This window comes from Pseudomonas sp. B21-010 (assembly GCF_024749325.1).
Taxonomy (GTDB): domain Bacteria; phylum Pseudomonadota; class Gammaproteobacteria; order Pseudomonadales; family Pseudomonadaceae; genus Aquipseudomonas; species Aquipseudomonas kilonensis.
This window is the reverse complement of record NZ_CP087198.1, coordinates 5,163,444-5,187,787: the sequence shown is the minus strand read 5'-3', so window position 1 is coordinate 5,187,787 and position 24,344 is coordinate 5,163,444. Positions and strand designations below refer to the sequence as shown.

General features: G+C 60.6%; 25 protein-coding genes. 14 read left to right on the top strand and 11 right to left on the bottom strand.

Annotated features, from left to right (window positions below):
* Nucleotides 1-106: 106 nt before the first annotated feature.
* From moaC to LOY50_RS23030, 4 genes are all read left to right on the top strand, one after another.
* The gene (moaC, locus tag LOY50_RS23045; RefSeq protein WP_003205311.1) at nt 107-580 is read left to right on the top strand and encodes a cyclic pyranopterin monophosphate synthase MoaC; all 474 of its coding nucleotides are present in this window, start codon (nt 107-109) and stop codon (nt 578-580) included.
* Entirely contained in the window at nt 577-819 is a 243-nt protein-coding gene (moaD, locus tag LOY50_RS23040) for a molybdopterin converting factor subunit 1 (RefSeq protein WP_053189805.1), read from the top strand. Before moaC ends, moaD begins: the two co-directional genes overlap by 4 nt.
* Nucleotides 820-822: 3 nt before the next feature.
* Entirely contained in the window at nt 823-1,275 is a 453-nt protein-coding gene (moaE, locus tag LOY50_RS23035; protein WP_077505778.1) for a molybdopterin synthase catalytic subunit MoaE, read from the top strand.
* A 267-nt stretch (nt 1,276-1,542) separates the two neighbouring features.
* Nucleotides 1,543-2,319, top strand: a complete 777-nt coding sequence (locus LOY50_RS23030) for an ABC transporter substrate-binding protein (RefSeq protein WP_253477842.1) — start codon at nt 1,543-1,545, stop codon at nt 2,317-2,319.
* Between the two features lie 106 nt (nt 2,320-2,425).
* Here the strand turns inward: LOY50_RS23030 and LOY50_RS23025 are convergent, their stop codons facing one another.
* The 5 genes from LOY50_RS23025 to LOY50_RS23005 all read right to left on the bottom strand — a co-directional run bounded on the left by LOY50_RS23025 (nt 2,426) and on the right by LOY50_RS23005 (nt 8,057).
* Complete coding sequence (locus LOY50_RS23025; protein WP_253477839.1) at nt 2,426-3,052, bottom strand: transcriptional regulator; 627 nt, start codon at nt 3,050-3,052, stop codon at nt 2,426-2,428.
* An 89-nt stretch (nt 3,053-3,141) separates the two neighbouring features.
* The gene (locus LOY50_RS23020; RefSeq protein WP_253477837.1) at nt 3,142-4,269 is read right to left on the bottom strand and encodes an FAD-binding oxidoreductase; all 1,128 of its coding nucleotides are present in this window, start codon (nt 4,267-4,269) and stop codon (nt 3,142-3,144) included.
* Nucleotides 4,270-4,417: 148 nt separating this feature from the next.
* Nucleotides 4,418-5,365 carry an ornithine cyclodeaminase family protein gene (locus LOY50_RS23015; RefSeq protein ID WP_258689279.1) on the bottom strand — a complete coding sequence of 316 codons (948 nt, stop codon included), beginning with the start codon at nt 5,363-5,365 and terminating at the stop codon, nt 4,418-4,420.
* A 473-nt stretch (nt 5,366-5,838) separates the two neighbouring features.
* A complete protein-coding gene (gene rhlB, locus LOY50_RS23010; protein WP_258689277.1) occupies nt 5,839-7,302 on the bottom strand; it encodes an ATP-dependent RNA helicase RhlB in 1,464 nt (487 codons plus the stop codon).
* A 98-nt stretch (nt 7,303-7,400) separates the two neighbouring features.
* Entirely contained in the window at nt 7,401-8,057 is a 657-nt protein-coding gene (locus tag LOY50_RS23005; protein WP_258689276.1) for an alpha/beta hydrolase, read from the bottom strand.
* A 473-nt stretch (nt 8,058-8,530) separates the two neighbouring features.
* On the opposite strand from LOY50_RS23005, the gene LOY50_RS23000 reads away from it, so the two are divergent.
* From LOY50_RS23000 to LOY50_RS22985, 4 genes are all read left to right on the top strand, one after another.
* Nucleotides 8,531-9,562 (top strand): amino acid ABC transporter substrate-binding protein, encoded by a 1,032-nt coding sequence (locus LOY50_RS23000; protein ID WP_253477816.1) that lies wholly within the window; start codon nt 8,531-8,533, stop codon nt 9,560-9,562.
* Nucleotides 9,563-9,627: 65 nt separating this feature from the next.
* Nucleotides 9,628-10,809: an amino acid ABC transporter permease gene (locus LOY50_RS22995; RefSeq protein WP_214512392.1), complete on the top strand. Its 1,182-nt coding sequence runs from the start codon at nt 9,628-9,630 to the stop codon at nt 10,807-10,809.
* Between the two features lie 10 nt (nt 10,810-10,819).
* The gene (locus LOY50_RS22990; protein ID WP_214512393.1) at nt 10,820-11,917 is read left to right on the top strand and encodes an amino acid ABC transporter permease; all 1,098 of its coding nucleotides are present in this window, start codon (nt 10,820-10,822) and stop codon (nt 11,915-11,917) included.
* Between the two features lie 11 nt (nt 11,918-11,928).
* Nucleotides 11,929-12,693, top strand: a complete 765-nt coding sequence (locus LOY50_RS22985; protein WP_003205299.1) for an amino acid ABC transporter ATP-binding protein — start codon at nt 11,929-11,931, stop codon at nt 12,691-12,693.
* Nucleotides 12,694-12,753: 60 nt separating this feature from the next.
* Here LOY50_RS22985 and LOY50_RS22980 read toward each other — a convergent pair whose 3' ends face one another.
* Together LOY50_RS22980 and LOY50_RS22975 are read right to left on the bottom strand one after the other, a co-directional pair.
* Nucleotides 12,754-13,236, bottom strand: coding sequence for a type II toxin-antitoxin system MqsA family antitoxin (locus LOY50_RS22980; protein WP_253477813.1), 483 nt, complete (start codon nt 13,234-13,236; stop codon nt 12,754-12,756).
* A complete protein-coding gene (locus LOY50_RS22975; protein ID WP_253477810.1) occupies nt 13,233-13,544 on the bottom strand; it encodes a type II toxin-antitoxin system MqsR family toxin in 312 nt (103 codons plus the stop codon). The genes LOY50_RS22980 and LOY50_RS22975 overlap by 4 nt, the downstream gene beginning before the upstream one ends.
* A 156-nt stretch (nt 13,545-13,700) precedes the next feature.
* Between LOY50_RS22975 and LOY50_RS22970 the strand changes: the two genes are divergently transcribed.
* From LOY50_RS22970 to LOY50_RS22950, 5 genes are all read left to right on the top strand, one after another.
* Nucleotides 13,701-14,360, top strand: a complete 660-nt coding sequence (locus LOY50_RS22970) for a FadR/GntR family transcriptional regulator (RefSeq protein WP_258689274.1) — start codon at nt 13,701-13,703, stop codon at nt 14,358-14,360.
* Nucleotides 14,350-15,678, top strand: a complete 1,329-nt coding sequence (locus tag LOY50_RS22965) for a CynX/NimT family MFS transporter (protein WP_408980819.1) — start codon at nt 14,350-14,352, stop codon at nt 15,676-15,678. The genes LOY50_RS22970 and LOY50_RS22965 overlap by 11 nt, the downstream gene beginning before the upstream one ends.
* Before the next feature lie 87 nt (nt 15,679-15,765).
* Nucleotides 15,766-16,236: a nuclear transport factor 2 family protein gene (locus LOY50_RS22960; protein ID WP_063324522.1), complete on the top strand. Its 471-nt coding sequence runs from the start codon at nt 15,766-15,768 to the stop codon at nt 16,234-16,236.
* 40 nt (nt 16,237-16,276) lie between these two features.
* Nucleotides 16,277-16,600, top strand: coding sequence for a GIY-YIG nuclease family protein (locus LOY50_RS22955; protein ID WP_258689273.1), 324 nt, complete (start codon nt 16,277-16,279; stop codon nt 16,598-16,600).
* Nucleotides 16,601-16,679: 79 nt separating this feature from the next.
* Nucleotides 16,680-17,615 (top strand): glutathione S-transferase family protein, encoded by a 936-nt coding sequence (locus tag LOY50_RS22950; protein ID WP_253477797.1) that lies wholly within the window; start codon nt 16,680-16,682, stop codon nt 17,613-17,615.
* Between the two features lie 187 nt (nt 17,616-17,802).
* Here the strand turns inward: LOY50_RS22950 and LOY50_RS22945 are convergent, their stop codons facing one another.
* A complete protein-coding gene (locus LOY50_RS22945; protein WP_253477794.1) occupies nt 17,803-18,159 on the bottom strand; it encodes a glutaredoxin family protein in 357 nt (118 codons plus the stop codon).
* The gene (gene yejK / locus LOY50_RS22940; RefSeq protein ID WP_253477790.1) at nt 18,159-19,163 is read right to left on the bottom strand and encodes a nucleoid-associated protein YejK; all 1,005 of its coding nucleotides are present in this window, start codon (nt 19,161-19,163) and stop codon (nt 18,159-18,161) included. Before yejK ends, LOY50_RS22945 begins: the two co-directional genes overlap by 1 nt.
* A gap of 396 nt (nt 19,164-19,559) precedes the next feature.
* Here yejK and LOY50_RS22935 point away from each other — a divergent pair, with 396 nt between their 5' ends.
* Nucleotides 19,560-19,841: an HU family DNA-binding protein gene (locus LOY50_RS22935; RefSeq protein WP_003205289.1), complete on the top strand. Its 282-nt coding sequence runs from the start codon at nt 19,560-19,562 to the stop codon at nt 19,839-19,841.
* 189 nt (nt 19,842-20,030) lie between these two features.
* Here LOY50_RS22935 and rlmF read toward each other — a convergent pair whose 3' ends face one another.
* A complete protein-coding gene (gene rlmF / locus LOY50_RS22930) occupies nt 20,031-21,056 on the bottom strand; it encodes a 23S rRNA (adenine(1618)-N(6))-methyltransferase RlmF (RefSeq protein ID WP_258689272.1) in 1,026 nt (341 codons plus the stop codon).
* Nucleotides 21,057-21,310: 254 nt separating this feature from the next.
* Complete coding sequence (locus tag LOY50_RS22925) at nt 21,311-24,157, bottom strand: valine--tRNA ligase (RefSeq protein WP_253477785.1); 2,847 nt, start codon at nt 24,155-24,157, stop codon at nt 21,311-21,313.
* Nucleotides 24,158-24,344: the final 187 nt, after the last annotated feature.

The following is a 24,344-nucleotide window of genomic DNA, read 5'->3' as shown; positions in this document are numbered from 1 at the left end:
CCCACAAGGGATCTCCGGTGTTCTGCAAATTGCAGGTGCGACAATCAGCCCTGCCGGAATTTGACCCACGGGTTTACAATCGACACTCCCGATCAGGAGTAACCCTGTGCTGACTCATCTCGATTCCCAAGGTCGCGCCAACATGGTCGACGTGACCGACAAGGCCGTGACGTTCCGTGAAGCCACGGCCGAGGCCTTTGTGCGCATGCTGCCCGACACGCTGCAGATGATCGTCAGCGGCGGTCACCCCAAGGGCGATGTGTTCGCCGTCGCACGCATTGCCGGCATCCAGGCGGCCAAGAAAACCAGTGACCTGATTCCGCTCTGCCATCCACTGCTGCTCACTAGCGTCAAGGTCGAGCTCAATGCCGAAGGCGAGGACCGGGTACGCATCGTCGCCCGTTGCAAACTCTCGGGGCAGACCGGCGTGGAAATGGAGGCCCTCACCGCCGCCAGCGTCGCCGCGCTGACTATCTACGACATGTGCAAGGCCGTCGACCGTGGCATGACCATCGAAGGCGTGCGGGTGTTGGAAAAACTCGGCGGCAAGAGCGGCCATTTCCAGGCTGATGCGTCATGAAAATCAACGTGAAGTTCTTTGCCCGTTACCGTGAAGCGCTTGGTGTGGATTCGGTAAAGGTGGAAGGTGATTTCGCCACGGTCGACGATGTGCGCGTGCTGCTTGCCCAGCGTGATGGGGCCGAAGTGCTGAAGGAACAAAACCTGATGTGCGCGCGCAATGAAGACCTTTGCCAGCTCGACGAACCGCTGGCGGACGGCGACGAAGTGGCGTTTTTCCCCACCGTGACCGGAGGCTGAACCATGGCGATTCGTGTGCAGGTCGAACCGTTTGACGCAGGGGGCGAAGTCAACGCGATGCACGCGGCCAATGTCGGCGTGGGGGCGGTGGTGAGTTTTGTCGGCTACGTGCGTGACTTCAATGACGGCCTCGATGTGTCCGGGATGTTCCTGGAGCATTATCCAGGCATGACCGAAAAAGCCCTGGGCAAGATCGCCAGCGAGGCCGAGCAGCGCTGGCCATTGCTCAAGCTGGAGGTGCTGCACCGCATCGGCGCCCTGGAACCGGGCGAGCCGATCGTCTTCGTCGGGGCCGCCAGTGCCCATCGCCAGGCGGCGTTCGACGCCTGCGCCTTTGTCATGGACTACCTCAAGACCCGAGCGCCGTTCTGGAAGAAGGAAAACACCGTCGACGGCCCGCGCTGGGTTGAAGGGCGGGACAGTGATCATGCGGCGGCGGATCGCTGGAAGCAGTAAGCAACCTGTTGTTTTTTCGCAAGCCATAAGTCGCCATCGTCGGATCGCCGCCCGGAGCAAGCTCGCTCCCACAGTGGATCTTCGTTGTACCCAGGGCCCCTGTGGGAGCGAGCTTGCTCGCGATGAGGCCATCAACCTCCCATCACATTCCCCTGCCTACCGATTGACGATGTGTACATTAAAGTCCAGTATGGATTTATAAGTATACATAAAGTCACCGCTCCACCTTTCTCTGCCAAACCAACAACAACCCGCGAGAGATCGATCATGAAGAAACTCCCCCTTATCACCGGCCTGGCCTTGAGCTTGTTGGCCTCCAGCAGCCTGTTCGCCGCTGAGAAAACCTTGCGCATCGGCATCGAGGCGGCGTACCCGCCGTTTGCTTCCAAGACCTCGGAAGGGAAGATCGAGGGGTTCGACTACGACATCGGCAATGCCCTGTGCGCGCAGATGCAGGTCAAGTGCGAGTGGATCGAAGGTGAGTTCGACGGGCTGATTCCGGCGCTCAAGGTGAAGAAGATCGACCTGGCGCTGTCGTCCATGACCATCACCGAAGAGCGCAAGAAGTCGGTGGATTTCACCCACAAGTACTACTTCACCTCATCGCGCCTGGTCATGAAGGAAGGGGCGGTGGTCGATGACCAGTACGCCAGCCTCAAGGGCAAGACCGTCGGTGTGCAGCGGGCCACCACCACTGACCGCTACGCCACTGAAGTCCTCGAACCCAAGGGTGTGATCGTCAAGCGCTATAGCAACAACGAAGAAATCTACATGGACCTGGCGTCCGGTCGCCTCGACGCGATTTTCGCCGACACCATCCCGCTGGAAGACTTCCTGTCGATGCCCCGTGGCAAGGGCTACGCCTTTGTCGGGCCCGAGCTCAAGGACCCCAAATACGTCGGTGAAGGCGCCGGTATTGCGGTGCGCAAGGGCAATACCCAACTGGTGTCGGATTTGAACAAGGCCATCGATGGGATTCGGGCCAATGGGGAGTATCAGAAGATCCAGGGCAAGTATTTCAAGTCGGACATCTACGGCGACTGATACATCGCCTTCGCGAGCAAGCTCGCTCCCACACTGGATCTTTGTACCCAGGTCCCCTGTGGGAGCGAGCTTGCTCGCGATGGCGTCAGGCCAGGTAACACAAACCTCAGCCCTTCAACTCCTTCAAATGCTTGTACACCGTCGCCCGCCCCATATTCAGCACATTGGCCACATAGTTGGACGCGCTCTTGCCCTTGAACGCGCCTTCGGCATGCAGCGCCAGCACCAGCTCGCGTTTGTGGTCGCGGGTCAGCAGGTTCAGGCTCAGCTGACGTTCGCGCATCCAGGCATGCAGGAAGGTGTTGATTCGCTCCTGCCAGTCATCGCGAAACAGTGAGTCCGGCTGGGGGATCAACTTGCTCGGCGACAGGAACAGATCCAGCGCGGCCTTGGCATTCTCGAACAGCGAAATATTCAGGTTGATGCACAGCACCGCCAGCGGATGCCCGTCGGCGTCGCGCAGTACGCTGCTGAGGCTGCGAATCTTCTGTCCGTCCCAGTTCAATTTTTCGTAGGGCCCGATGTTACGTTCGCTGATGTCCTCGCTGAGCATGTCCTCCAGGGACGAGTCATCGCCAATCTCGCGCTTGGACAGGTTATTGGCGATGTAATCGACCTTCTGGGTGCGCAGGTCGTGCAGCACCACTTCGGCGTGGGGGTAGAACAGCGTGGCGATAGCGTCGGCGATGGTGCGGAAGTTTTCCAGCGCCGGATCGGGTGGCGAGGCAGTCATGACAGGGCTCCAGGCAGCGTCAGCGCCCCGTGAAACAGGGGCGCGGGGGAGTGTGCCGCAATCGCGGCGATGCGTCACCTCAAGGTGGCTCAGCCCAGGCGCTCGGGTGACAGCATGGCGCTGTTCAGACCAAAGCGGGCCAGGGCCTCGGGCAGCGGTTCGCCACGCACCAGTGCCGCGCTGGCCTGGCCCATGGCCGGCGAGGTCTGGATGCCGTAGCCGCCCTGGGCCGCGACCCAGAACAGCCCGGGCACCAGTGGATCGAAACCGGAGAGCAGGTCCCCGTCGTGTACGAAACTGCGCAAGCCGGCCCAGGTGCGCGTCGGGCGGCGGATGGTCAGGGTGGTGGCTTCTTCGATCTGGTAGATGCCCATGGCGATGTCCAGCTCTTCCGGCTGCACGTCGTGGGGGTCCACCGGGTCGGCGTTGGCCGGCGAGCCGAGGAACATGCCAGCGTCGGGCTTCATATAGAAGGATTCGTCCAGGCTCACCAGCATCGGCCAGTCATGGATATCCACGCCCTCGGGCCCGGCAAAAATGAACGCTGCACGCCGCTTGGGCTGCAACCCCAGCTTCCGGGCGCCGGCCATTTCGGCAATGTGATCGGCCCATGCGCCGGCTGCATTGATCAGGACCGGTGCCGTGAATGTCTGGTTGGCGGTTTTCACCTGCCACTGCCCCTGATCATCGCGGCTCAATTGCTGCACTTCGCTGTCGGTGTGCACTTCACCGCCATTGCGACGAATACCGCGCAAATAGCCCTGGTGCAGCGCATCGGTGTCGATGTCGCAGGCCGTGGGGTCGTAGATCGCCCCGTGGACCTTGTCCCGTCGCAGGATCGGCAGCCGCACACAGGCCTCGTCGGCGCTGAGCAGTTGCATCTGCGGCACCGTGGCCTTGGCGCTGAGGTACTGGTTGTTCAACTCGGCCGGGTCACCGGTAAAGTCCACGGTCATTTCGCCCCGTGGGGTCAGCAAGGGGTGTTCGCAGAAACCGGCCGGCGGGGCGTCGAAAAAATCCCGGCTGGCCTGGGTCAGCGCCCGCACTTGAGGGGTGCCGTAGGCGGCGGTATACAGCGCCGCCGAGCGTCCGGTGGAGTGGTAGGCCGGATGGGATTCGCGTTCGAGCACAATCACACGGCCGTGGGGGGCGAGCCAGTAACCGGTGGATGCACCGGCAATGCCGCCGCCGATGATGATGAAATCTGCTTGTTTCATGAATTCTCCTGCGAAGAATGTGCCCGGGAACTCGAAGGCCCCTGTGGGAGCGAGCTTGCTCGCGAAGGCGGCCTGACAGTCGACATTGAAGGTGACTGACCCACCGCCATCGCGAGCAAGCTCGCTCCCACAAGGGGAAATGGGTGTGTCAGTTATGCAACCGGTAAAGGGCATTCGCCAGCGCAACGTCTTCCAGCCCCAGGCCGATGGAGCGGAAGAACACATGGCGTCCATAGCTTGGGCGCGCCACCCGTTCGCTGAGCAGGTCGGGCAAATCGCCGACAATGCGCGACGCGTCCCAGCCATGCTGTTCGCCGGCGATCAGCATTTCACCGGCCGAGCCTGGGGTGGTCTGACGATAGTCGCAGAACACGTCCATGTCGTTGAGGCTTTGAGGGGGGACTTCATGGGCGCGCGGAGCGTTGGTGCTGATGGAGGTGATCAGCGCCGGTTTGCCCAGGGTCTGCGGGTCGAGTACCGCTTTGGCGGACGAGGTGCAGAGCATCACCACGTCGGCGTCGTGCAGCGCCGCTTCAAGGCTGGCGGCGATGTGCAGGCGCGGGTCCAGATCGGTGATGGAGGCAAGTTCTTCTGCCGACTTGGTCTTCAGGCCTGGCGAATAGAGGCTGATACCTTGCCAGTCCCGCAGGCCCTTGACGTATTGCACGTGTGCCCGCGCCACGGCGCCGCTGCCAATGACCGCCAGGCGCCGGGCGTTGTGCGGGGCGAGGGCATCGACGGCAACGGCCGTGGTGGCAGCGGTGCGGGCGGTGGTCAACTCGGCGGCATCGCACAACAGCAGCGGCTGGCCGGTCTGCATCGACATCAGCAAGGTCCAGGCAGTCACCAGCGGGCCTTGCTCGCGCACGATGTAGGGCGAGGTCTTGACCCCGTAGACCTGGTCTTCAGCCAGCACACCCAGATAGTTGATGAAGTCCCCGGCGCCCTTGGGAAATTCCACAAGCTGCTGAGACGGTTGGACCGCTTGCCCGGCGGCGAGGTCGCGGAACAGCTTGCGCAGGATTTGCGGCACATCGACTTGCGCGAGCAGTGCTCGGGCCTGGGCTTGGGTGATGACATAAGGCGTGCTGGACATCCTGTACTCCGGAGCGCTTTTTATAAACTAATTTGTCCATTATGGACTTTTAGTTTTCTTGAGCAATATCCCGGGCGAAAAAAAAGCGCAGCCTTTGTGGCTGCGCTTTCTGTTTGGCCGCGATTCAGGGTGAAGACGAAACCCGTGGCGAGGGAGCAAGCTCCCTCGCCACGGGGATTGGGGGGTGTCAGTTATTTGGTTTTGCTTGTGCCGGTCTCATCGCGAGCAAGCTCGCTCCCACAGGGTCTGGTGTGGATCACACGTTTTGTGAACAACACAACTCCACTGTGGGAGCGAGCTTGCTCGCGATAGCGGACTTTCAGACAACGAAAGCTCAGGCTTTGACATCCGCCTGACGACTCAGCACCACCGCCTCCAACGCCCGCTTATGAAGTGTGGCGGTTGGAGGACTTCTGATCTTCCTCGCTTAAATGAAAAACCCGCTGATTGGATCAGCGGGTTTTTATTGGCCGTCAGGGACGCTTGCGCTCGACCGGCCGCAACAGATGCGTCGGCGGAGTTTCGCAATTGATCTTTTTCCCCAACAACGCCTCGATCGACGGCAACTGGTAGGAGTCATCTTCGCCAGCGAAGCTGATCGAAACCCCGGCGGCCCCGGCACGACCGGTACGGCCGATGCGGTGCACGTAGTCGTCCGGCACTTCCGGCAGGGTGAAGTTGATCACGTGGCTGATGCCGTCGATGTGGATGCCGCGACCGGCCACGTCAGTGGCGACCAATACGCGGATCTTGCCTTCGCGGAAGCCTTCGAGGGTCTTGATGCGCTTGTGCTGCGGCACGTCGCCCGAGAGCTGGGCCGCGTTGACGCCATCGCGCACCAGGCGTTCTTCGATACGGCGCACTTCGTCCTTGCGGTTGGCGAACACCATCACGCGTTCCCAACCGTTGTCGTTGACCAGGTTGTAGAGCAGCTTGTACTTGTCGGCACCGGCGACTGCGTAGATATGTTGCTCGACGTTTTCGCTGGCGACGTTCTCGGCTTCGATCTCGACGATGGCCGGGTCGGTGGTCCATTGCTTGGCCAGGTTCATCACGTCTTCGGTGAAGGTGGCGGAGAACAGCAGGGTCTGGCGTTCGCTTTTCGGTGGCGTCTGGCGAATGATCTGGCGCACTTGCGGGATGAAGCCCATGTCGAGCATGCGGTCGGCTTCGTCCAGCACCATCACTTCGACCATGTCCAGGTGCACGTCGCCGCGCTGGTTGAAGTCCAGCAGGCGGCCCGGCGTGGCGACCAGGATGTCGCAGTGACGGGCCTCGAGGTGCTTGAGCTGCTTGTCGAAATCCATGCCGCCCACGAACGTCATGACGTTCAGGCCGGTGTACTTGGTCAGGTCGGCGGCGTCCTTGGCGATCTGCACCACCAGCTCGCGGGTCGGCGCGATGATCAGCGCCCGCGGTTCGCCCATGTAGCGTTCCTTGGGCGGCGGGGTCTGGAGCAACTGGGTGATGATGGAAATCAGGAACGCGGCGGTCTTGCCGGTGCCGGTCTGGGCGCGACCGATGGCGTCTTTGCCGGCGAGGGTGTAACCGAGCACTTGCGCCTGGATCGGCGTGCAATACGGGAAACCCAGGTCCTGGATGGCATGCATCAGTTCCGGGGCGAGCTTGAAATCGTGGAAGCGGGTCTTGCCTTCCTGGGGTTCTACGGCAAAGTCCTCGAGCTTCCAGGCGACGACCGGCGGTTTTGGTGCGCGTTCGCGGCGTGGCTTGGGGGCTTCGTTGCGTGGTTTCTCGGGCTCGGGGGCCATAACAGGCTGGGCGACGGGTTCTTTTGTTGCTTGTGCAACGGGTGCCGCCTGGCGTGGTTGTTGCGCGTCGGTACGGCTCGGGCCGTGGGTCGGCGCAGTGGAGCCAGGCGCGAGTTGCTCGGCCTCGCTTTTACCGAACATCTTCTTGAGTGCTTTGAGCACGGTCATCTCATCGATTGGTTAAGGAATGTACGCCGGCCAGTGTAATGCAAGAAACGGGCGCGGCGTAGTGTGATCGTCAAAGGACCGGCGTGGCGATCTGCCTCTTAGCGCAACCGCTCGGCCAGCCAGGTACCGATGTCGCGAATCTCCTCGGGTAACACTTCGTGGCCCATTGGGTATTCTTGCCATGTCACGGTGACACCATGCTGCTTTAAATACTCTTTCGCGGTCCGCCCCATGGGGTTGAGTACCACTTCGTCGTATTGCCCGTGCAGCGCCAGGACCGGAATGCGTTGCTGGCTGGCCGACAATTGCAGCTCATCGCTGAAAGTCGGTGCATAAGTAGACAGCGCGACCACGCCGCCCAGCGGGCCCTGCCATTTCACGAATGCCGTGTGATAGACCACTGCGCCACCCTGGGAAAAACCCGCCAGGAAAATCCGCGAGGCGTCTATTCCGCTGGCTCGCTGGGTTTCGATCAGGTCGATGACCCGTTGTGCCGAGGCTTCGAGTTGCTGTTCGTCAATGGCCCGCGCCGGGCTCAAGGCCCGGATGTCGTACCAACTGGGCATGGCATAGCCGCCGTTGATCGTTACTGGTTGGGTCGGTGCCTGGGGTAGAAGGAAACGTGTGGTGAGCAAACTTTGCTGCAACATTTCGGCGACTGGCAGGAAATCAAAACGATCGGCGCCCAGGCCGTGAAGCCAGATAACGCACACGTCGGCAGTGCTGCTGGGCTCGAGAATCAGGGGGTCGGTCATGGTTGTGCTCCAAATCTGTGCGGGCGCGCCCTATCAGTGCGTGATTACAGTGCGTGCCCGGTGTCTCAGTTAATTAGATGTCGCAAAATTGAAAGTTTTTGTCTTGACGTGTTTTACAAGGGCTAAGCGCAGCGGTCTGGTACGGGCTTTGCTATGGGTGTACCTGAGTGATGATTCTTACGCTGTGCGGTAACACTATCAGTTCACCGCTACGCATGGGATATCAGAAATCCGGTGATGAATGTTCGCCAGCAGCCGCTACGGGCTTCGCGAACGTGAAGGGCTACAGCCCGTTCGGCCGATTGGTGAGAGATGGGCATGACCACTGTTTACGGACATCCTCATTATTAGACTCATAGCGAAGGTCCAGACGTCGGTTGACCCTAAAAAAAGCCAACAAGGGTCGGCAACGCCCCAAAAGGGTGCGACAGGACTCGAGCTCCGACACAACAAGAGCAAAACTGGAGGTTTGAATGAAGTTACTGAAATCCACCCTGGCCGTCATGACTGCAGCAGCAGTCCTTGGTGTCAGCGGGTTCGCTCAGGCGGGTGCAACTCTGGATGCCGTGCAGAAAAAAGGTTTTGTGCAATGTGGTGTGAGTGATGGCCTGCCGGGTTTCTCGGTGCCTGATTCGACCGGCAAGATCGTCGGTATCGACGCTGACTTCTGCCGTGCCGTGGCCGCTGCTGTATTTGGCGATGCGACCAAGGTCAAGTTCAGCCAGTTGAACGCCAAGGAGCGCTTCACCGCGCTGCAGTCGGGCGAAATCGACATGCTCTCGCGCAACTCCACCATGACCAGCTCCCGTGACGCGGGCATGGGCTTGAAATTCCCAGGCTTCATCACCTACTACGACGGCATCGGCTTCCTGGCCAACAACAAGCTGGGCGTCAAGAGCGCCAAGGAACTGGACGGTGCAACCATCTGCATCCAGGCCGGTACCACCACCGAACTGAACGTTTCCGACTACTTCCGCGCCAACGGCCTGAAGTACACCCCGATCACTTTCGACACCTCCGATGAAAGCGCCAAGTCGCTGGAATCCGGTCGTTGCGACGTACTGACCTCGGACAAATCCCAGCTGTTCGCCCAGCGCAGCAAGCTGGCTTCGCCAAAGGACTACGTGGTTCTGCCGGAAACCATTTCCAAGGAGCCTCTGGGCCCAGTCGTGCGTAACGGTGACGACGAGTGGCTGGCCATTGTCCGTTGGACTGGCTACGCCATGCTCAACGCAGAAGAAGCCGGCGTGACCTCGAAAAACGTCGAGGCCGAAGCCAAGTCCACCAAGAACCCTGACGTCGCGCGTATGCTCGGCGCTGACGGTGAATACGGCAAAGACCTGAAACTGCCGAAAGACTGGGTTGTGCAGATCGTCAAGCAGGTCGGCAACTACGGTGAAATGTTCGAGCGCAACCTCGGCAAGGGCACTCCGCTGGAAATCGATCGCGGCCTGAACGCTCTGTGGAACGCTGGCGGCATTCAATACGCACCACCAGTGCGCTGATGGTTCTATCACCCGGTGGGCCAACCACCGGGTGATGTTCTGTTCCATTCTTTGCGGGGCACTTCATGCAAAATTCAATCGGCGCACCTAAGCAGAGGCTCAGCCTCAGCGATCCACGAGTGCGTGCGTGGGTATTTCAAATCGTCACTGTCGTGGCGGTTATCGCGCTGGGCTGGTTTCTGTTCGATAACACACAAACCAATCTTCAGCACCGAGGCATCACCTCCGGTTTCGGTTTCCTGGAACGCAGTGCCGGTTTCGGCATCGCCCAACACCTGATCGACTACACCGAAGCGGACAGCTATGCCCGGGTCTTTCTCATCGGGTTGCTCAATACGCTGTTGGTCACGTTCATCGGTGTGATCCTGGCAACCATCCTGGGGTTCATCATCGGTGTGGCACGGCTGTCGCAGAACTGGATCATTTCCAAGCTGGCAACCGTTTATGTCGAGGTTTTCCGTAATATCCCGCCACTGCTGCAAATCCTGTTCTGGTACTTCGCGGTATTCCTGAGCATGCCAGGACCGAGGGCCGCCCATAACTTCGGCGATACCTTCTTTGTCAGCAGCCGGGGCCTGAACATGCCTGCCGCGCTGATGGCCGAAGGCTTCTGGCCGTTCGTGATCAGTGTTGTGCTGGCGATCGTCGCCATCGTGCTGATGACGCGTTGGGCCAACAAGCGTTTCGAAGCGACTGGCGAGCCGTTTCATAAGTTCTGGGTCGGCCTGGCGTTGTTCCTGGTGATCCCGGCGTTGAGCGCGCTGCTTTTTGGTGCGCCGGTGCATTGGGAAATGCCGGAGCTCAAGGGCTTCAACTTCGTCGGTGGCTGGGTGCTGATCCCGGAACTGCTGGCCTTGACCCTGGCCTTGACCGTGTACACCGCGGCGTTCATCGCCGAGATCGTGCGCTCGGGCATCAAGTCGGTCAGCCACGGCCAGACCGAAGCCGCCCGTTCCCTGGGACTGCGCAACGGTCCGACCCTGCGCAAAGTGATCATCCCGCAGGCCCTGCGTGTGATCATTCCACCGTTGACCAGCCAATACCTGAACCTGGCGAAAAACTCCTCCCTGGCGGCCGGTATCGGCTACCCGGAAATGGTTTCGCTGTTTGCTGGCACAGTGTTGAACCAGACGGGCCAGGCCATCGAGGTGATTGCGATCACCATGAGTGTGTACCTGGCGATCAGTATCAGCATTTCGTTGCTGATGAACTGGTACAACAAGCGCATTGCGCTGATCGAGCGGTGAGGAAACGCGCATGACGACTCATACTTTCAAACCAGACATGCCCCCGCCGGGCAGCAGCATCGGCGTGGTGGCGTGGATGCGCGCCAACATGTTCTCCAGCTGGATCAACACGCTGCTGACCCTGTTTGCGTTCTACCTGATCTACCTGATCGTTCCACCGCTGTTGCACTGGGCGATCCTCGATGCCAACTGGGTCGGTACCACCCGCGCCGACTGCACCAAGGAAGGCGCCTGCTGGGTGTTCATCCAGCAGCGTTTCGGTCAGTTCATGTACGGCTATTACCCGACGGATCTGCGCTGGCGCGTCGACCTGACCGTGTGGCTGGCAGTGATCGGTGTGGCGCCGTTGTTCATCTCGCGCTTCCCGCGCAAGGCGATCTATGGCCTGAGTTTCCTGGTGCTGTATCCGATCATCGCCTGGTGCCTGCTGCACGGCGGCGTGTTCGGCATGGACGCCGTGGCGACCAGCCAATGGGGCGGCCTGATGCTGACCCTGGTGATCGCCACCGTCGGTATCGTCGGTGCACTGCCGCTAGGTATCGTCCTGGCCTTGGGCCGTCGTTCGAACATGCCGGCGATTCGTGTAGTCTGCGTGACCTTCATCGAGTTCTGGCGCGGCGTGCCGTTGATCACGGTGCTGTTCATGTCCTCGGTGATGTTGCCGCTGTTCCTGCCTGAAGGCATGAACTTCGACAAGCTGCTGCGGGCGTTGATCGGGGTGATTCTGTTCCAGTCGGCCTACATTGCCGAAGTGGTGCGTGGTGGCCTGCAAGCCATTCCCAAGGGGCAATACGAAGCGGCCGCAGCGATGGGCCTGGGTTACTGGCGCAGCATGGGCCTGGTGATTCTGCCGCAAGCCCTGAAGCTGGTGATTCCGGGTATCGTCAACACCTTCATTGCGTTGTTCAAGGACACGAGCCTGGTGATCATCATCGGCCTGTTCGACCTGCTCAACAGCGTGAAACAAGCTGCCGCCGACCCGAAATGGCTGGGCATGGCCACTGAAGGCTATGTGTTCGCCGCCCTGGTGTTCTGGATTTTCTGTTTTGGTATGTCCCGCTATTCCATGCATTTGGAACGCAAGCTGGACACTGGCCACAAGCGTTAGGAGCGTAGTTTATGAGTGAAGCGATCAAACAGCCTGTGAGCCCTGAAGGCATTATTCAGATGCAGGGCGTCAACAAGTGGTACGGCCAGTTCCACGTGTTGAAAGACATCAACCTGAACGTCAAGCAGGGCGAGCGTATCGTGCTGTGCGGTCCGTCGGGCTCCGGCAAGTCCACTACCATCCGCTGCCTCAACCGCCTGGAAGAGCACCAGCAGGGTCGCATCGTGGTCGACGGCGTGGAACTGACCAACGACCTCAAGCAGATCGAAGCGATCCGCCGTGAAGTCGGCATGGTGTTCCAGCACTTCAACCTGTTCCCGCACCTGACCATCCTGCAGAACTGCACCCTGGCGCCGATGTGGGTACGCAAGATGCCCAAGCGCAAGGCCGAGGAAATCGCCATGCATTACCTGGAGCGCGTACGCATTCCAGAGCAGGCGAACAAGTACCCGGGCCAGCTCTCCGGCGGTCAGCAACAGCGTGTGGCCATCGCCCGTGCCCTGTGCATGAAGCCGAAAATCATGCTGTTCGACGAGCCGACCTCGGCCCTCGACCCGGAAATGGTGAAAGAGGTGCTGGACACCATGATCGGTCTGGCCGAAGACGGCATGACCATGCTCTGCGTGACCCACGAAATGGGCTTCGCCCGTACCGTGGCCAACCGCGTGATCTTCATGGACAAGGGTGAAATCGTCGAACAGGCCGCGCCGAACGACTTCTTCGACAACCCGCAGAATGACCGCACCAAGCTGTTCCTGAGCCAGATCCTGCATTGATCCGGCCTTAGGCAGTGAAATAAACCCGGACTTGTCCGGGTTTATTTTTTTGCAGCAGACTCAGTGAGTCGTGAGGGTCTCGTGCTCTTTGTGCACCGTAGTCTTGAACCCTCTCAAGTCCGCACCTTCAGCCAGGGCTCGCGCGTCTGCAAGCAAATGCGGGTAGCGATCAAGCAGGCGCATCAGCAGCATCAACGCTCTTGGCGGCAACACCTCACCGCGCTCGTAGCGGGAAAACGCGTTGTGCCCGCCACCTGACAAAAACGACACCGCTTCTTTTTGCGACAGATGCAGTTTGCGACGGATGCGTTTCATCTCTTCGCCAATCATCTTCCTGGCGGCGATGACCAGTTCATCCCCCGCATCTGTGTAACGATCCGAGCAACCGGGGTCGAGTTCGACCTCGCCACACATCTGGCATTCCCAGCCAGACAAATCATCGATCCGGCGTTCCAGTCCCTTGACGCACAGGGTCTCTGCGCGCCCCTCGAAATGCAACATGCCCTGCGGAGCGCCGCAGCTGAAACACTGCTGAGCTTTCATGGGGTTTTCTCCTTGAATGAAATCACCGGTGGGCCGCCGCTTGGGCGGTAGGTCACCTTGATGTAAATTTCCAGACCCTGTGAGTCGGTGTGATAAACGTCGTGCCAGACCCGATGGTCATCGTAGGTCGTTACGGACTTGTAGAACTGCTGGCGCCGAAGCCCACAAGCGACCTCCAACATGTCCGAAACTGCCAAACCCAGCGTCCCGGCGGTTTTTGTCGCGGTGATGGTGAACGCCTTTCTTCCAAGCCGCTTGATATCCGCCTTGATCACGCCTAGGTCGTAATGGGGTGTGCTCTTTTCCATGAGGTCTTGTTCCAAAATTACCCTTATAGGGTAGTTTTTACTAATCAAAAATTTAGCTTCTTTTCCCTCCATTGACCCTAGGCGGTTGTTGTCCTACGCGAAGCTGACTAACATGTCAGAAAATTCATCCCATGATTGGATGAAAGGGCGAACTCCATGTCAGATATTTCTCCATTAATAAAACGCTCCCTGGTCGATCAGGCCCTGGAGCAATTGCGTCGGCGTATCAGCGACGGGGTATGGGCTGTCGGCCAGCGCTTGCCCACCGAACCGGAGTTGGTCGCGGAGCTGGGGATCAGCCGCAACACCGTGCGCGAAGCCATGCGTGTGCTGGCGTTTTCCGGTTTGATCGAGATCCGTCAGGGCGACGGCAGCTACGTGCGTGCGGTGGTCGATCCGCTGGATACCCTCAAGGTGCTGTCGCGCTGCTCTCTGGAACAGGCCCGGGAAACCCGGCACATCCTCGAAGTTGAAGCCATTGGCCTGGCGGCGCTACGGCGCACCGAGGCGGATTTGCTTGCCTTGCGCCAGGCGTTGCGAACCAGTGCCGAGCATTACCACGGGGACCTGGAGCACTACATCGCCTGCGACCTGGTGTTCCACCGTCTATTGGTGGATGCCGCGCACAACCCCGCACTTAGCGAGCTGTATCGCTACTTTTCGAGCGTCATCGGCGCACAGCTGCGCCAGAGCCTCAACATCATTCCCCGCCATCAACATGTGTTCGACCTGCACGTCGAAATCCTTGAGGCCGTCGAACGACAGGATCCGGAGCAGGCCAAGGCCCTTTGCCGGCAGTTGATCAATGAACCCTGAACCCGAGCTTTCCATGTCCCGCGATCTGCTTGACCCTGCCACTTCGACGGCGCCCAAACGCGCCGCCGAACTCGAAGAACTGTTGATTGACGCCGAGGCCGACGATGAGCAGGCCCAGCAGCGCCATCCGTTGGTGCGTCGTCCCTGGCTGTTGCTGCTCGGGTTGATCCTGGTGGCGCTGAACCTGCGCCCGGCGTTGTCGAGCATGGCGCCGTTGCTCAGCGAAGTATCAAGAAGCCTCGGCCTGTCGGCTGCCCAGGCCGGTTTGCTGACCACATTGCCTGTGCTTTGCCTGGGCCTGTTCGCGCCGCTGGCGCCGGTGCTGGCGCGGCGCTTCGGTGCCGAGCGCGTGGTGCTGGGGATCTTGTTGACGCTGGCGGGTGGGATTGTCTTGCGCAGCGCCTTCGGTCAGGTCGGGCTGTTTGTCGGCAGCATCCTGGCCGGCGCGAGTATCGGTGTGATCGGCGTGCTGCTGCCGGGCATCGTCAAGCGTGACTTCGCCAAGCAGGCTGGCACCATGACCGGTGTCTACACCATGGCTTTGTGCCTGGGCGCGGCGATGGCGGCCGGGGCGACCGTGCCGCTGAGCGAGCAGCTTGGCCACAGCTGGGCCTTGGGCCTGGGCTTCTGGGTGGTCCCGGCGCTCCTGGCCGCGATGTTCTGGTTACCGCAAGTGGGCGAGAAACACGGTGCCCACCAAGTGGCGTACCGGGTCCGCGGTTTGCTGCGAGATCCCCTGGCCTGGCAAGTAACCTTGTACATGGGGCTGCAATCGTCCCTGGCCTACATCGTCTTTGGCTGGCTGCCGTCGATCCTGATTGGACGCGGCCTGACGCCAACCCAGGCCGGGCTGGTGCTGTCCGGTTCGGTCATCGTGCAGTTGATCAGTTCCCTCGCGGCGCCCTGGTTGGCAACACGTGGCAAGGACCAACGCCTGGCCATCGTGATCGTCATGCTCATGGTCCTGGGCGGGTTGTTCGGTTGCCTCTACGCTCCGCTCGATGGCTTGTGGGGCTGGGCGATCCTGCTGGGGCTGGGGCAGGGCGGATCATTCAGCCTGGCGCTCACGCTAATCGTGCTGCGTTCGCGGGACGCCCACGTGGCCGCCAACCTTTCCAGCATGGCCCAGGGCTTCGGCTATACGCTGGCGTCCCTGGGGCCGTTCGCGGTGGGTGTGGTCCACGACTTGACCGGCGGCTGGAATGCCCTGGGCTGGATCTTCGGCCTGGTTGGCCTGGGGGCGATCGTCGCGGGCATCGGCGCAGGCCGGGCGTTTTACGTCGGGGTCAGCAGCGAAAGGGTCACTGACCTTCGTTGATATCATTTTCATGGCGAATGACGATAGTCTTCCCTGCGGCGGCAGATTATCGTACTGGCCTACTGAAACGTTTTTCGGAGCCTGTCCATGAGTGATGCCCACAACGCCTTGATCAGCCGTTTTTATCAGGCCTTCCAACGCCTGGACGCCGAAGCCATGAGCGCTTGCTACACCGACGACGTGCTGTTCAGCGACCCGGCGTTCGGCGAGCTGCGCGGGCGCGATGCCGGCGACATGTGGCGCATGCTGACGACCCGGGCCAAGGATTTTTCCCTGACCTTCGATAACGTGCGCAGCGATGAGCGTACCGGTGGTGCTCATTGGGTGGCGACGTACTTGTTCAGCCAGACCGGCAACGTCGTGATCAATGACATTCAGGCGCGCTTCGTTTTTCGCGACGGCAAGATCTGCGAGCACCACGACAGCTTCGATCTGTGGCGCTGGTCTCGCCAGGCATTAGGTGCCAAGGGCCTGTTGCTGGGCTGGACACCACTGGTGCGCAACGCCGTCAGGGCCCAGGCGCTCAAGGGGCTGCGGGCGTTCCAGGCCAGTCGCTGATAAGATCGCGGCTTGTCTTTGCCGATCTGTTGAACATCTAGTGACGACCGCCACCCCCTCTCCCGATCTGCCTGCACAAGGCCTAACCGAAGCGGACAAACCCTGGTTTGTCTACCTGGTGCGGGCCGCCAACGGCTCGCTGTACTGCGGCATCAGTGATGACCCGGTGCGGCGTTTCGCCAAGCATCAAAGCGGCAAGGGGGCACGCTTCTTCCTGTCCAGCCCGGCAGTGGCTTTGGTGTACACCGAGGCCTGTCGCGACAAGGGCGAGGCCCTGCGCCAGGAGCGGCTGATCAAAAAACTCAAGAAAAGCGCCAAGGAATGCCTGGTGGCCAGTGCGCTGTTGCTCGATCAGCCGGGCTGATAGGCCTTTATCAGGCCGGTAGGCTGTCTCGATCAGGCGCGCTAAGCTGTAGGACTTCATTCCTGCAGTGGCTAATCTCATGTCAGAGCTGATCCTTCATCATTACCCAACGTCTCCTTTCGCGGAAAAAGCCCGGCTGCTGCTGGGCTTCAAGGGGCTGTCCTGGCGTTCGGTGAGCATCCCGCCGATGATGCCCAAGCCTGACCTGACGGCGCTGACGGGTGGCTACCGCAAGACGCCGGTATTGCAGGTCGGCGCGGATATCTATTGCGATACGTCGCTGATGGCCCGCCGCCTGGAGCAGGAAAAAGCCTCGCCGGCACTGTTCCCCGAAGGCCGGGAAATGCTTGCCGCGTCCTTTGCGGCCTGGGCCGATTCGGTGGTGTTCCAGCATACGGTGAGCCTGGTGTTCCAGCCGGAGTCGGTGGCGGTGCGGTTCGCCAAGCTATCGCCCGAAGCGATCAAGGCGTTCATCAGTGATCGTGCCGGGCTGTTCAGTGGCGGCACGACTACACGCTTGGCCGCCGAGCAGGCCAAGCACCAATGGCCGACGATCATGGCCCGGCTGGAGCAACAGTTGCAGCGTGAGGAGGGCGATTTCCTGTTGGGTGATCCGTCGATTGCCGACTTCGCCATGGCCCATCCACTGTGGTTCCTCAAGGGCACTCCGGTCACCTCGTCGCTGGTGGATGCGTATCCGGCTGTCTCGGCCTGGCTGGCGCGGGTGTTGGGTTTCGGCCATGGTGCCTCGAGCCAGATGAGCGCCGAAGAAGCCTTGGACGTTGCCCGCAACGCTACGCCGGCAGCGCTGCCGGATGAGGCATTCGACGATCCGAACGGGTTCATGACAGGGCAACAGGTGAGTATCGCTGCGACCGACTATGGCGTCGATCCGGTGGTCGGGGAGTTGTTGTTTGCTGGCAGCGAAGAATTGATTCTGCGTCGCGAAGACGCGCGGGGCGGGGTGGTGCATGTGCACTTTCCGCGGTTTGGCTTCCGGATCGAAGCTCGATGAACAACGAATGACCCTGTGGGAGCGAGCTTGCTCGCGATGGCGCCAGATCAGTCGATATTGATGTTGAATATCGGTCCGTTATCGCGAGCAAGCTCGCTCCCACAGGGGCAGTGTGTGGTTCACTGGATCTGCGTTTGCCGCCAATCACTGTGCGTGAGCGAGCTTGCTCGCGATGAGGCCCTCAAACCTATATCGCGGACAACGCCCTGAGAATATTCTCCGGCTCATACCCACGAATCAACGTGCCGTTCACGTCCAGGATCGGAATCCCTCGACCGCCTAGAGCCTCATAGGCCTTGCGCGCCTGGATGTCCTTTTCGATATCGAACTCGCGAAACGGCACGCCTTTCTCATCCAGGAACCGCCGGGTTGCCTTGCAGTAGCCGCACCAGTCGGTGGCATACAGCACGACGCGGGCGTTGCTGCGAACCTGCTCGGAAACCATCTGTGACGGGTTGAACACCCGCTCGATCTTGCCCCAGTTCTGATAGGCCACCACCACCAGCAGAATCAGCAGGAATTTCTTCAGCACCCCACCAAACATCAATTGCGACGCTTGAGCTGGTCGGTCAGCGACGTGGGCAGGCCCTTGATGATCAGCGTGCCGGCCTCTTCGTCGTACTCGATCTTGGAGCCCAGCAAGTGCGCTTCGAAGCTGATGGACAAGCCCTCGGCGCGGCCGGTGAAGCGGCGGAACTGGTTGAGGGTGCGTTTATCCGCCGGGATTTCCGGCGACAACCCGTAGTCCTTGTTGCGGATGTGATCGTAGAAGGCTTTCGGGCGATCTTCATCGATCAGCCCGGACAGTTCTTCCAGGCCCATCGGCTCGCCGAGCTTGGCCTGGCTGCTGGCGTAGTCGACCAGGGTCTTGGTCTTTTCCCGGGCATCGTCTTCCGGCAGGTCTTCGCTTTCGACGAAGTCACTGAAGGCCTTGAGCAGGGTGCGGGTCTCGCCGGGGCCGTCGACACCTTCCTGGCAGCCGATGAAGTCACGGAAATATTCCGAGACCTTCTTGCCGTTCTTGCCCTTGATGAACGAGATGTACTGCTTCGATTGCTTGTTGTTCTGCCATTCCGACACGTTGATCCGCGCCGCCAGGTGCAACTGGCCCAGGTCCAGGTGGCGGGACGGGGTCACGTCCAGCTCATCGGTCACCGCCACGCCTTCGCTATGGTGCAGCAGGGCGATGGCCAGGTAGTCGGTCATGCCTTGCTGGTAATGCGCGAACAGCACGTGGCCGCCCACCGACAGGTTGGACTCTTCCATCAGCTTTTGCAGGTGTTCCACCGCCACGCGACTGAAGGCGGTGAAGTCCTTGCCGCCGTCCAGGTACTCCTTCAGCCAGCCGCTGAACGGATGCGCCCCGGACTCGGCATGAAAAAAGCCCCAGGCCTTGCCTTGCTTGGCGTTATAGCTCTCGTTGAGGTCGGCGAGCATGTTCTCGATGGCCGAGGACTCTGCCAGTTCGGAGTCGCGGGCATGGAGCACTGCTGGGGTGCCGTCGGGTTTTTTGTCGATCAGGTGGACGATGCAATGACGGATCGGCATGGATTTCTCGGCTGTTGAAAGAGAGGAGGGCGCGCTCCCCGAAAAAGGGCCCAGTGTACCGCAATCACTGGTTTTGGAATCCGGCAAAGGCCCTTTCAGACCCGTCCGACACCCTATATGCATTTTTTTAACGTTTTAGCGCAAGAAAGCTGACCAAATGGGTAGCTAGAGGCGGATATTTCAGAGGCGTTGTGCTAGTTTTGCCCGGTCTTACGCGAAGTCACTGCGTTAAGCGTGCATTCAGCATCTGTCAGGTCGAACCAAACCCGGTTTTCGGCATCTATTACCCCGATCCGTCGCGGTGATTGCCGAGGGTGCCTGATCAAGAGAGATCGGGCTCGATGGCTGACACTGCACTCTGCAATCCATATGAATTTGATAGGGAAGGAACACTACATGGCTCTTACTAAAGACCAACTGATCGCTGATTTGGCTGAATCTGTAGACGCACCAAAAGCTACCGTGCGTTCGCTGCTGGACCAACTGGGCCAAGTCGTTGCCGATCAGCTGGAAAATGGCGGCGAAATCACTCTGCCAGGTGTTGGCAAGCTGAAAGTCACCGAGCGTCCTGCCCGTACCGGCCGCAACCCTTCGACTGGCGCTGCCATCGAAATCGCTGCCAAGAAAGTGATCAAGCTGGTTGTGGCCAAAGGCCTGACCGACGCGGTCAACAAGTAAGACCGAAGTAAAAAAAACCGTGCCTCGGAGCGATCCGGGCACGGTTTTTTATTGCCTTGAAACCACCTGTAGGAGCTGCCGAGTGAAGCGAGGCTGCGATCTTTCCCCTGGCAGTTGAATCTCAAGTGAAAGATCAAAAGATCGCAGCCTCGCTTCGCTCGGCAGCTCCTACAGTAGAGCAGCGTCTTTCTAATCCTTGCGAACCCAACGCGACTGGCGCCAGGCTTGTTGCTGGGCCTCGGTCTGGAAGGTCCAGGCCACGAAACGACTCTGCTTCTGGCCCTGGGACATCTCCACCACCTGGCTGTGCAGCGCCCCGGCCTTTTTCAGCGCGGTTTGAATCGCCGGCAGGTTCGACGCCTTCGACACCAGGGTGCTGAACCACAGCACTTGCCCGGCCAACTGCGCGCTTTCGCCGATCAGTTGCGTCACGAACCGGGCTTCCCCGCCCTCGCACCACAACTCCGCAGCCTGACCGCCGAAATTCAGCACCGGCAGCTTGCGCTTCGGATCGGCCTTGCCCAGTGCCCGCCACTTGCGCTGGCTGCCCTTGGTGGCTTCCTCCAGGGACGCATGGAACGGCGGGTTGCACATCGTCAGGTCGAACCGTTCGCCATCCTCCAACAGGCCCAGGAGGATCTGCTTGCGGTTGGCTTGCTGGCGCAACTGGATGGCCTTGTTCAAACCATTGGACTGGACGATGGCCTTGGCCGAAGCGATGGCCGTCGGGTCGATCTCCGAACCGAGGAAGTGCCAGCGGTAGTCGCTGTAGCCGATCAACGGATAGACGCAGTTGGCGCCGGTGCCGATGTCCAGCACCTTGACTGCCGCCCCGCGGGGGATTTCACCGGCGTTGTGGCTGGCGAGCAAATCGGCGAGAAAGTGCACATAGTCCGCCCGACCTGGCACCGGCGGGCACAGGTAGTCGGCCGGAATATCCCAGTGGGCGATGCCATAGAAAGCCTTGAGCAGCGCCCGGTTGAACACCCGTACGGCGTCGGGGCTGGCAAAGTCGATGCTTTCCTTGCCGTAGGGGTTGGTGATCACGAACTTTGCCAGTTCCGGCGTGCTCTTGATCAACGCTGGGAAGTCGTAGCGGCCCTGGTGGCGGTTGCGCGGATGCAGGCTGGCCTTCTCACGCGGCGCCACGGTTTTAGCCGCTGGGGTGGGCTTGGGCTTCTGGCGGGCAGGTTTGGGTGTGCGGGGGGCGGTCATGGGCAAGTCGATTCGGGGATGGTTCAAAAAGTGGCGGGCATTGTCCCACATCCGGCCCGGTCTTGATGACTGCGCGATTTAAATGTGGGAGCGAGCTTGCTCGCGATAGCAGTTTGTCAGTTGGCATATGGGTTGGCTGACCCGCCGCTATCGCGAGCAAGCTCGCTCCCACAGGGGTTGCGGTACTTGAAAGGAAAGGGGTGGGCATAAAAAAGGAGGTCCAATAGGACCTCCTTTTTCATTGCGAACCGCCGTTACAGGCTGGAGATCCGCCCATGCTGCTCGGCCAGCTTGCCCAAGGCCTGTTCAGCCTCGGCCAGTTTGGCCCGTTCCTTCTCGATGACTTCGGCCGGCGCCTTGTCGACGAAGCCGGCGTTGGACAGCTTGCCGCCGACCCGCTGCACTTCGCCTTTGAGGCGCAGGATTTCCTTGTCCAGGCGCGCCAGTTCCGCGGCCTTGTCGATCAGGCCCGCCATCGGCACCAGCACTTCCATCTCGCCAACCAGGGCGGTGGCCGACAGTGGTGCTTCTTCGCCGGCGGCCAGGACCGTCACCGATTCAAGCTTCGCCAGTTTCTTGAGCAGCGCCTCGTTTTCGTTGAGGCGGCGCAGGTCTTCGGCGCTGGCGTTCTTCAGGAACAAGGCCAGTGGTTTGCCCGGGCCGATGTTCATTTCGGCGCGGATGTTACGCAGGCCGAGCATGAAGGTCTTGAGCCACTCGATGTCGTCTTCGGCCGCCGGATCGATGCGGCTTTCGTTGGCCACTGGCCAAGGTTGCAGCATGATCGTCTTGCCTTGGACGCCTGCCAGCGGTGCGATGCGCTGCCAGATTTCCTCGGTGATGAACGGCATGAACGGATGCGCCAGGCGCAGGGCCACTTCCAGTACGCGCACCAGGGTGCGACGGGTGCCGCGCTGGCGTTCGACCGGTGCGTTTTCGTCCCACAGCACCGGCTTGGACAGCTCCAGGTACCAGTCGCAATACTGGTTCCAGATGAACTCGTACAAGGCTTGCGCGGCCAGGTCGAAACGGAACTGATCGAGCTGGCGGGTCACTTCGGCTTCGGTGCGTTGCAACTGCGAAATGATCCAGCGATCGGCCAGGGTCAGCTCAAAGGCTTCGCCGTTCTGGCCGCAGTCTTCGCCTTTGTCCAGCACGTAGCGCGCGGCGTTCCAGATCTTGTTGCAGAAGTTGCGATAGCCTTCGACGCGGCCCATGTCGAACTTGATGTCGCGACCGGTGGACGCCAGTGAGCAGAAGGTGAAGCGCAGGGCGTCGGTGCCGTAGCTGGCGATGCCCTCGGCGAATTCTTCGCGGGTGGCTTTCTCGATTTTCTTCGCCAGTTTCGGCTGCATCAGGCCGGAGGTGCGTTTCTGCACCAGGGTTTCCAGGTCGATGCCGTCGATGATGTCCAGCGGGTCGAGGACGTTGCCCTTGGACTTGGACATCTTCTGGCCCTGGCCGTCGCGCACCAGGCCGTGGACGTAGACGGTCTTGAACGGCACTTGCGGCGTGCCGTCTTCGTTCTTCATCAGGTGCATGGTCATCATGATCATCCGGGCGACCCAGAAGAAAATGATGTCGAAGCCGGTGACCAGGACGTCGGTGGAGTGGAATTTCTTCAGGAACTCGGTCTGCTGCGGCCAGCCCAGTGTCGAGAAGGTCCACAGGCCCGAGCTGAACCAGGTGTCGAGGACGTCGTTGTCCTGCGCCAGGGCAACGTCCGGGCCGAGGTTGTGCTTGGCGCGGACTTCGGCTTCATCGCGGCCGACATAGACCTTGCCCGACTCGTCGTACCAGGCCGGAATGCGATGGCCCCACCACAGCTGGCGGCTGATGCACCAATCCTGGATGTCGCGCATCCACGAGAAGTACATGTTTTCGTATTGCTTGGGCACGAACTGGATGCGGCCGTCTTCCACGGCGGCAATCGCAGGTTCAGCCAGCGGCTTGGTGGACACGTACCACTGGTCGGTCAACCACGGTTCGATGATGGTGCCGGAGCGGTCGCCTTTCGGAACTTTCAGGGCATGGTCGTCGACGCTGACCAGCAGGCCGGCGGCATCGAATGCCGCGACGATCTGCTTGCGTGCTTCGAAGCGGTCCAGGCCGGCGTATTCGGCCGGGATCTGGCCGTCGACGCTTTCGTTCAGCGTGCCGTCGAGGTTGAATGCCTGGGCTGCCGGCAATATGTTGGCGTTCTTGTCGAAGATGTTCAGCAGCGGCAGGTTGTGGCGCTTGCCGACTTCGTAGTCGTTGAAGTCGTGGGCCGGGGTGATTTTCACGCAGCCGGTACCGAATTCAGGGTCGCAGTAGTCGTCGCCGATGATCGGGATACGACGGCCAACCAGCGGCAGTTCGACGAACTTGCCGATCAGCGCCTGGTAGCGTTCATCGTTCGGGTTCACCGCCACGGCGGAGTCGCCCAGCATGGTTTCCGGACGCGTGGTGGCAACGATCAGGTAATCCTTGCCTTCGGCGGTCTTGGCGCCGTCGGCCAGAGGGTACTTCAGGTTCCACAGGAAACCTTTCTCGTCATGGTTCTCCACTTCGAGGTCGGAAATGGCCGTGTGCAACTTGGTGTCCCAGTTGACCAGGCGCTTGCCGCGATAGATCAGCCCGTCTTCGTGCAGGCGCACGAAGGCTTCCTTCACCGCTTCCGAGAGACCGTCGTCCATGGTGAAGCGTTCGCGGCTCCAGTCCACGGACGAGCCGAGGCGACGGATCTGGCGGCTGATGTTGCCACCGGACTCGTCTTTCCATTCCCAGACTTTCTCGAGGAATTTCTCGCGACCCAGGTCATGGCGATTCTGGCCCTGGGCTTCGAGGCGGCGTTCCACCAGCATCTGCGTGGCGATACCGGCGTGGTCGGTGCCCGGCTGCCACAAGGTGTTGCGACCTTGCATGCGCCGGAAACGGATCAGCGCGTCCATGATTGCGTTGTTGAAACCGTGGCCCATGTGCAGGCTGCCAGTGACGTTTGGCGGCGGGATCATGATGGTGTAGGAATCGCCCGCGCCTTGCGGAGCGAAATAATTCTCGGACTCCCAGGTGTTGTACCAGGAAGTTTCAATGGCGTGCGGCTGGTAGGTCTTATCCATGCGCGGCGGGACCCTATTGGCATTTATTCAGGAAAAGCCGGGAAGTATAGCGGGCGGGGCTGGTGCAAGCCACATGCAGCAAGCTGGAAGCTTGGCAGATGGCTTGTGGGCGCAACGGAACGATGTGGGAGCGAGCTTGCTCGCGATAACGGCAGATCAGCAACATTGATGTTGACTGACACACGGC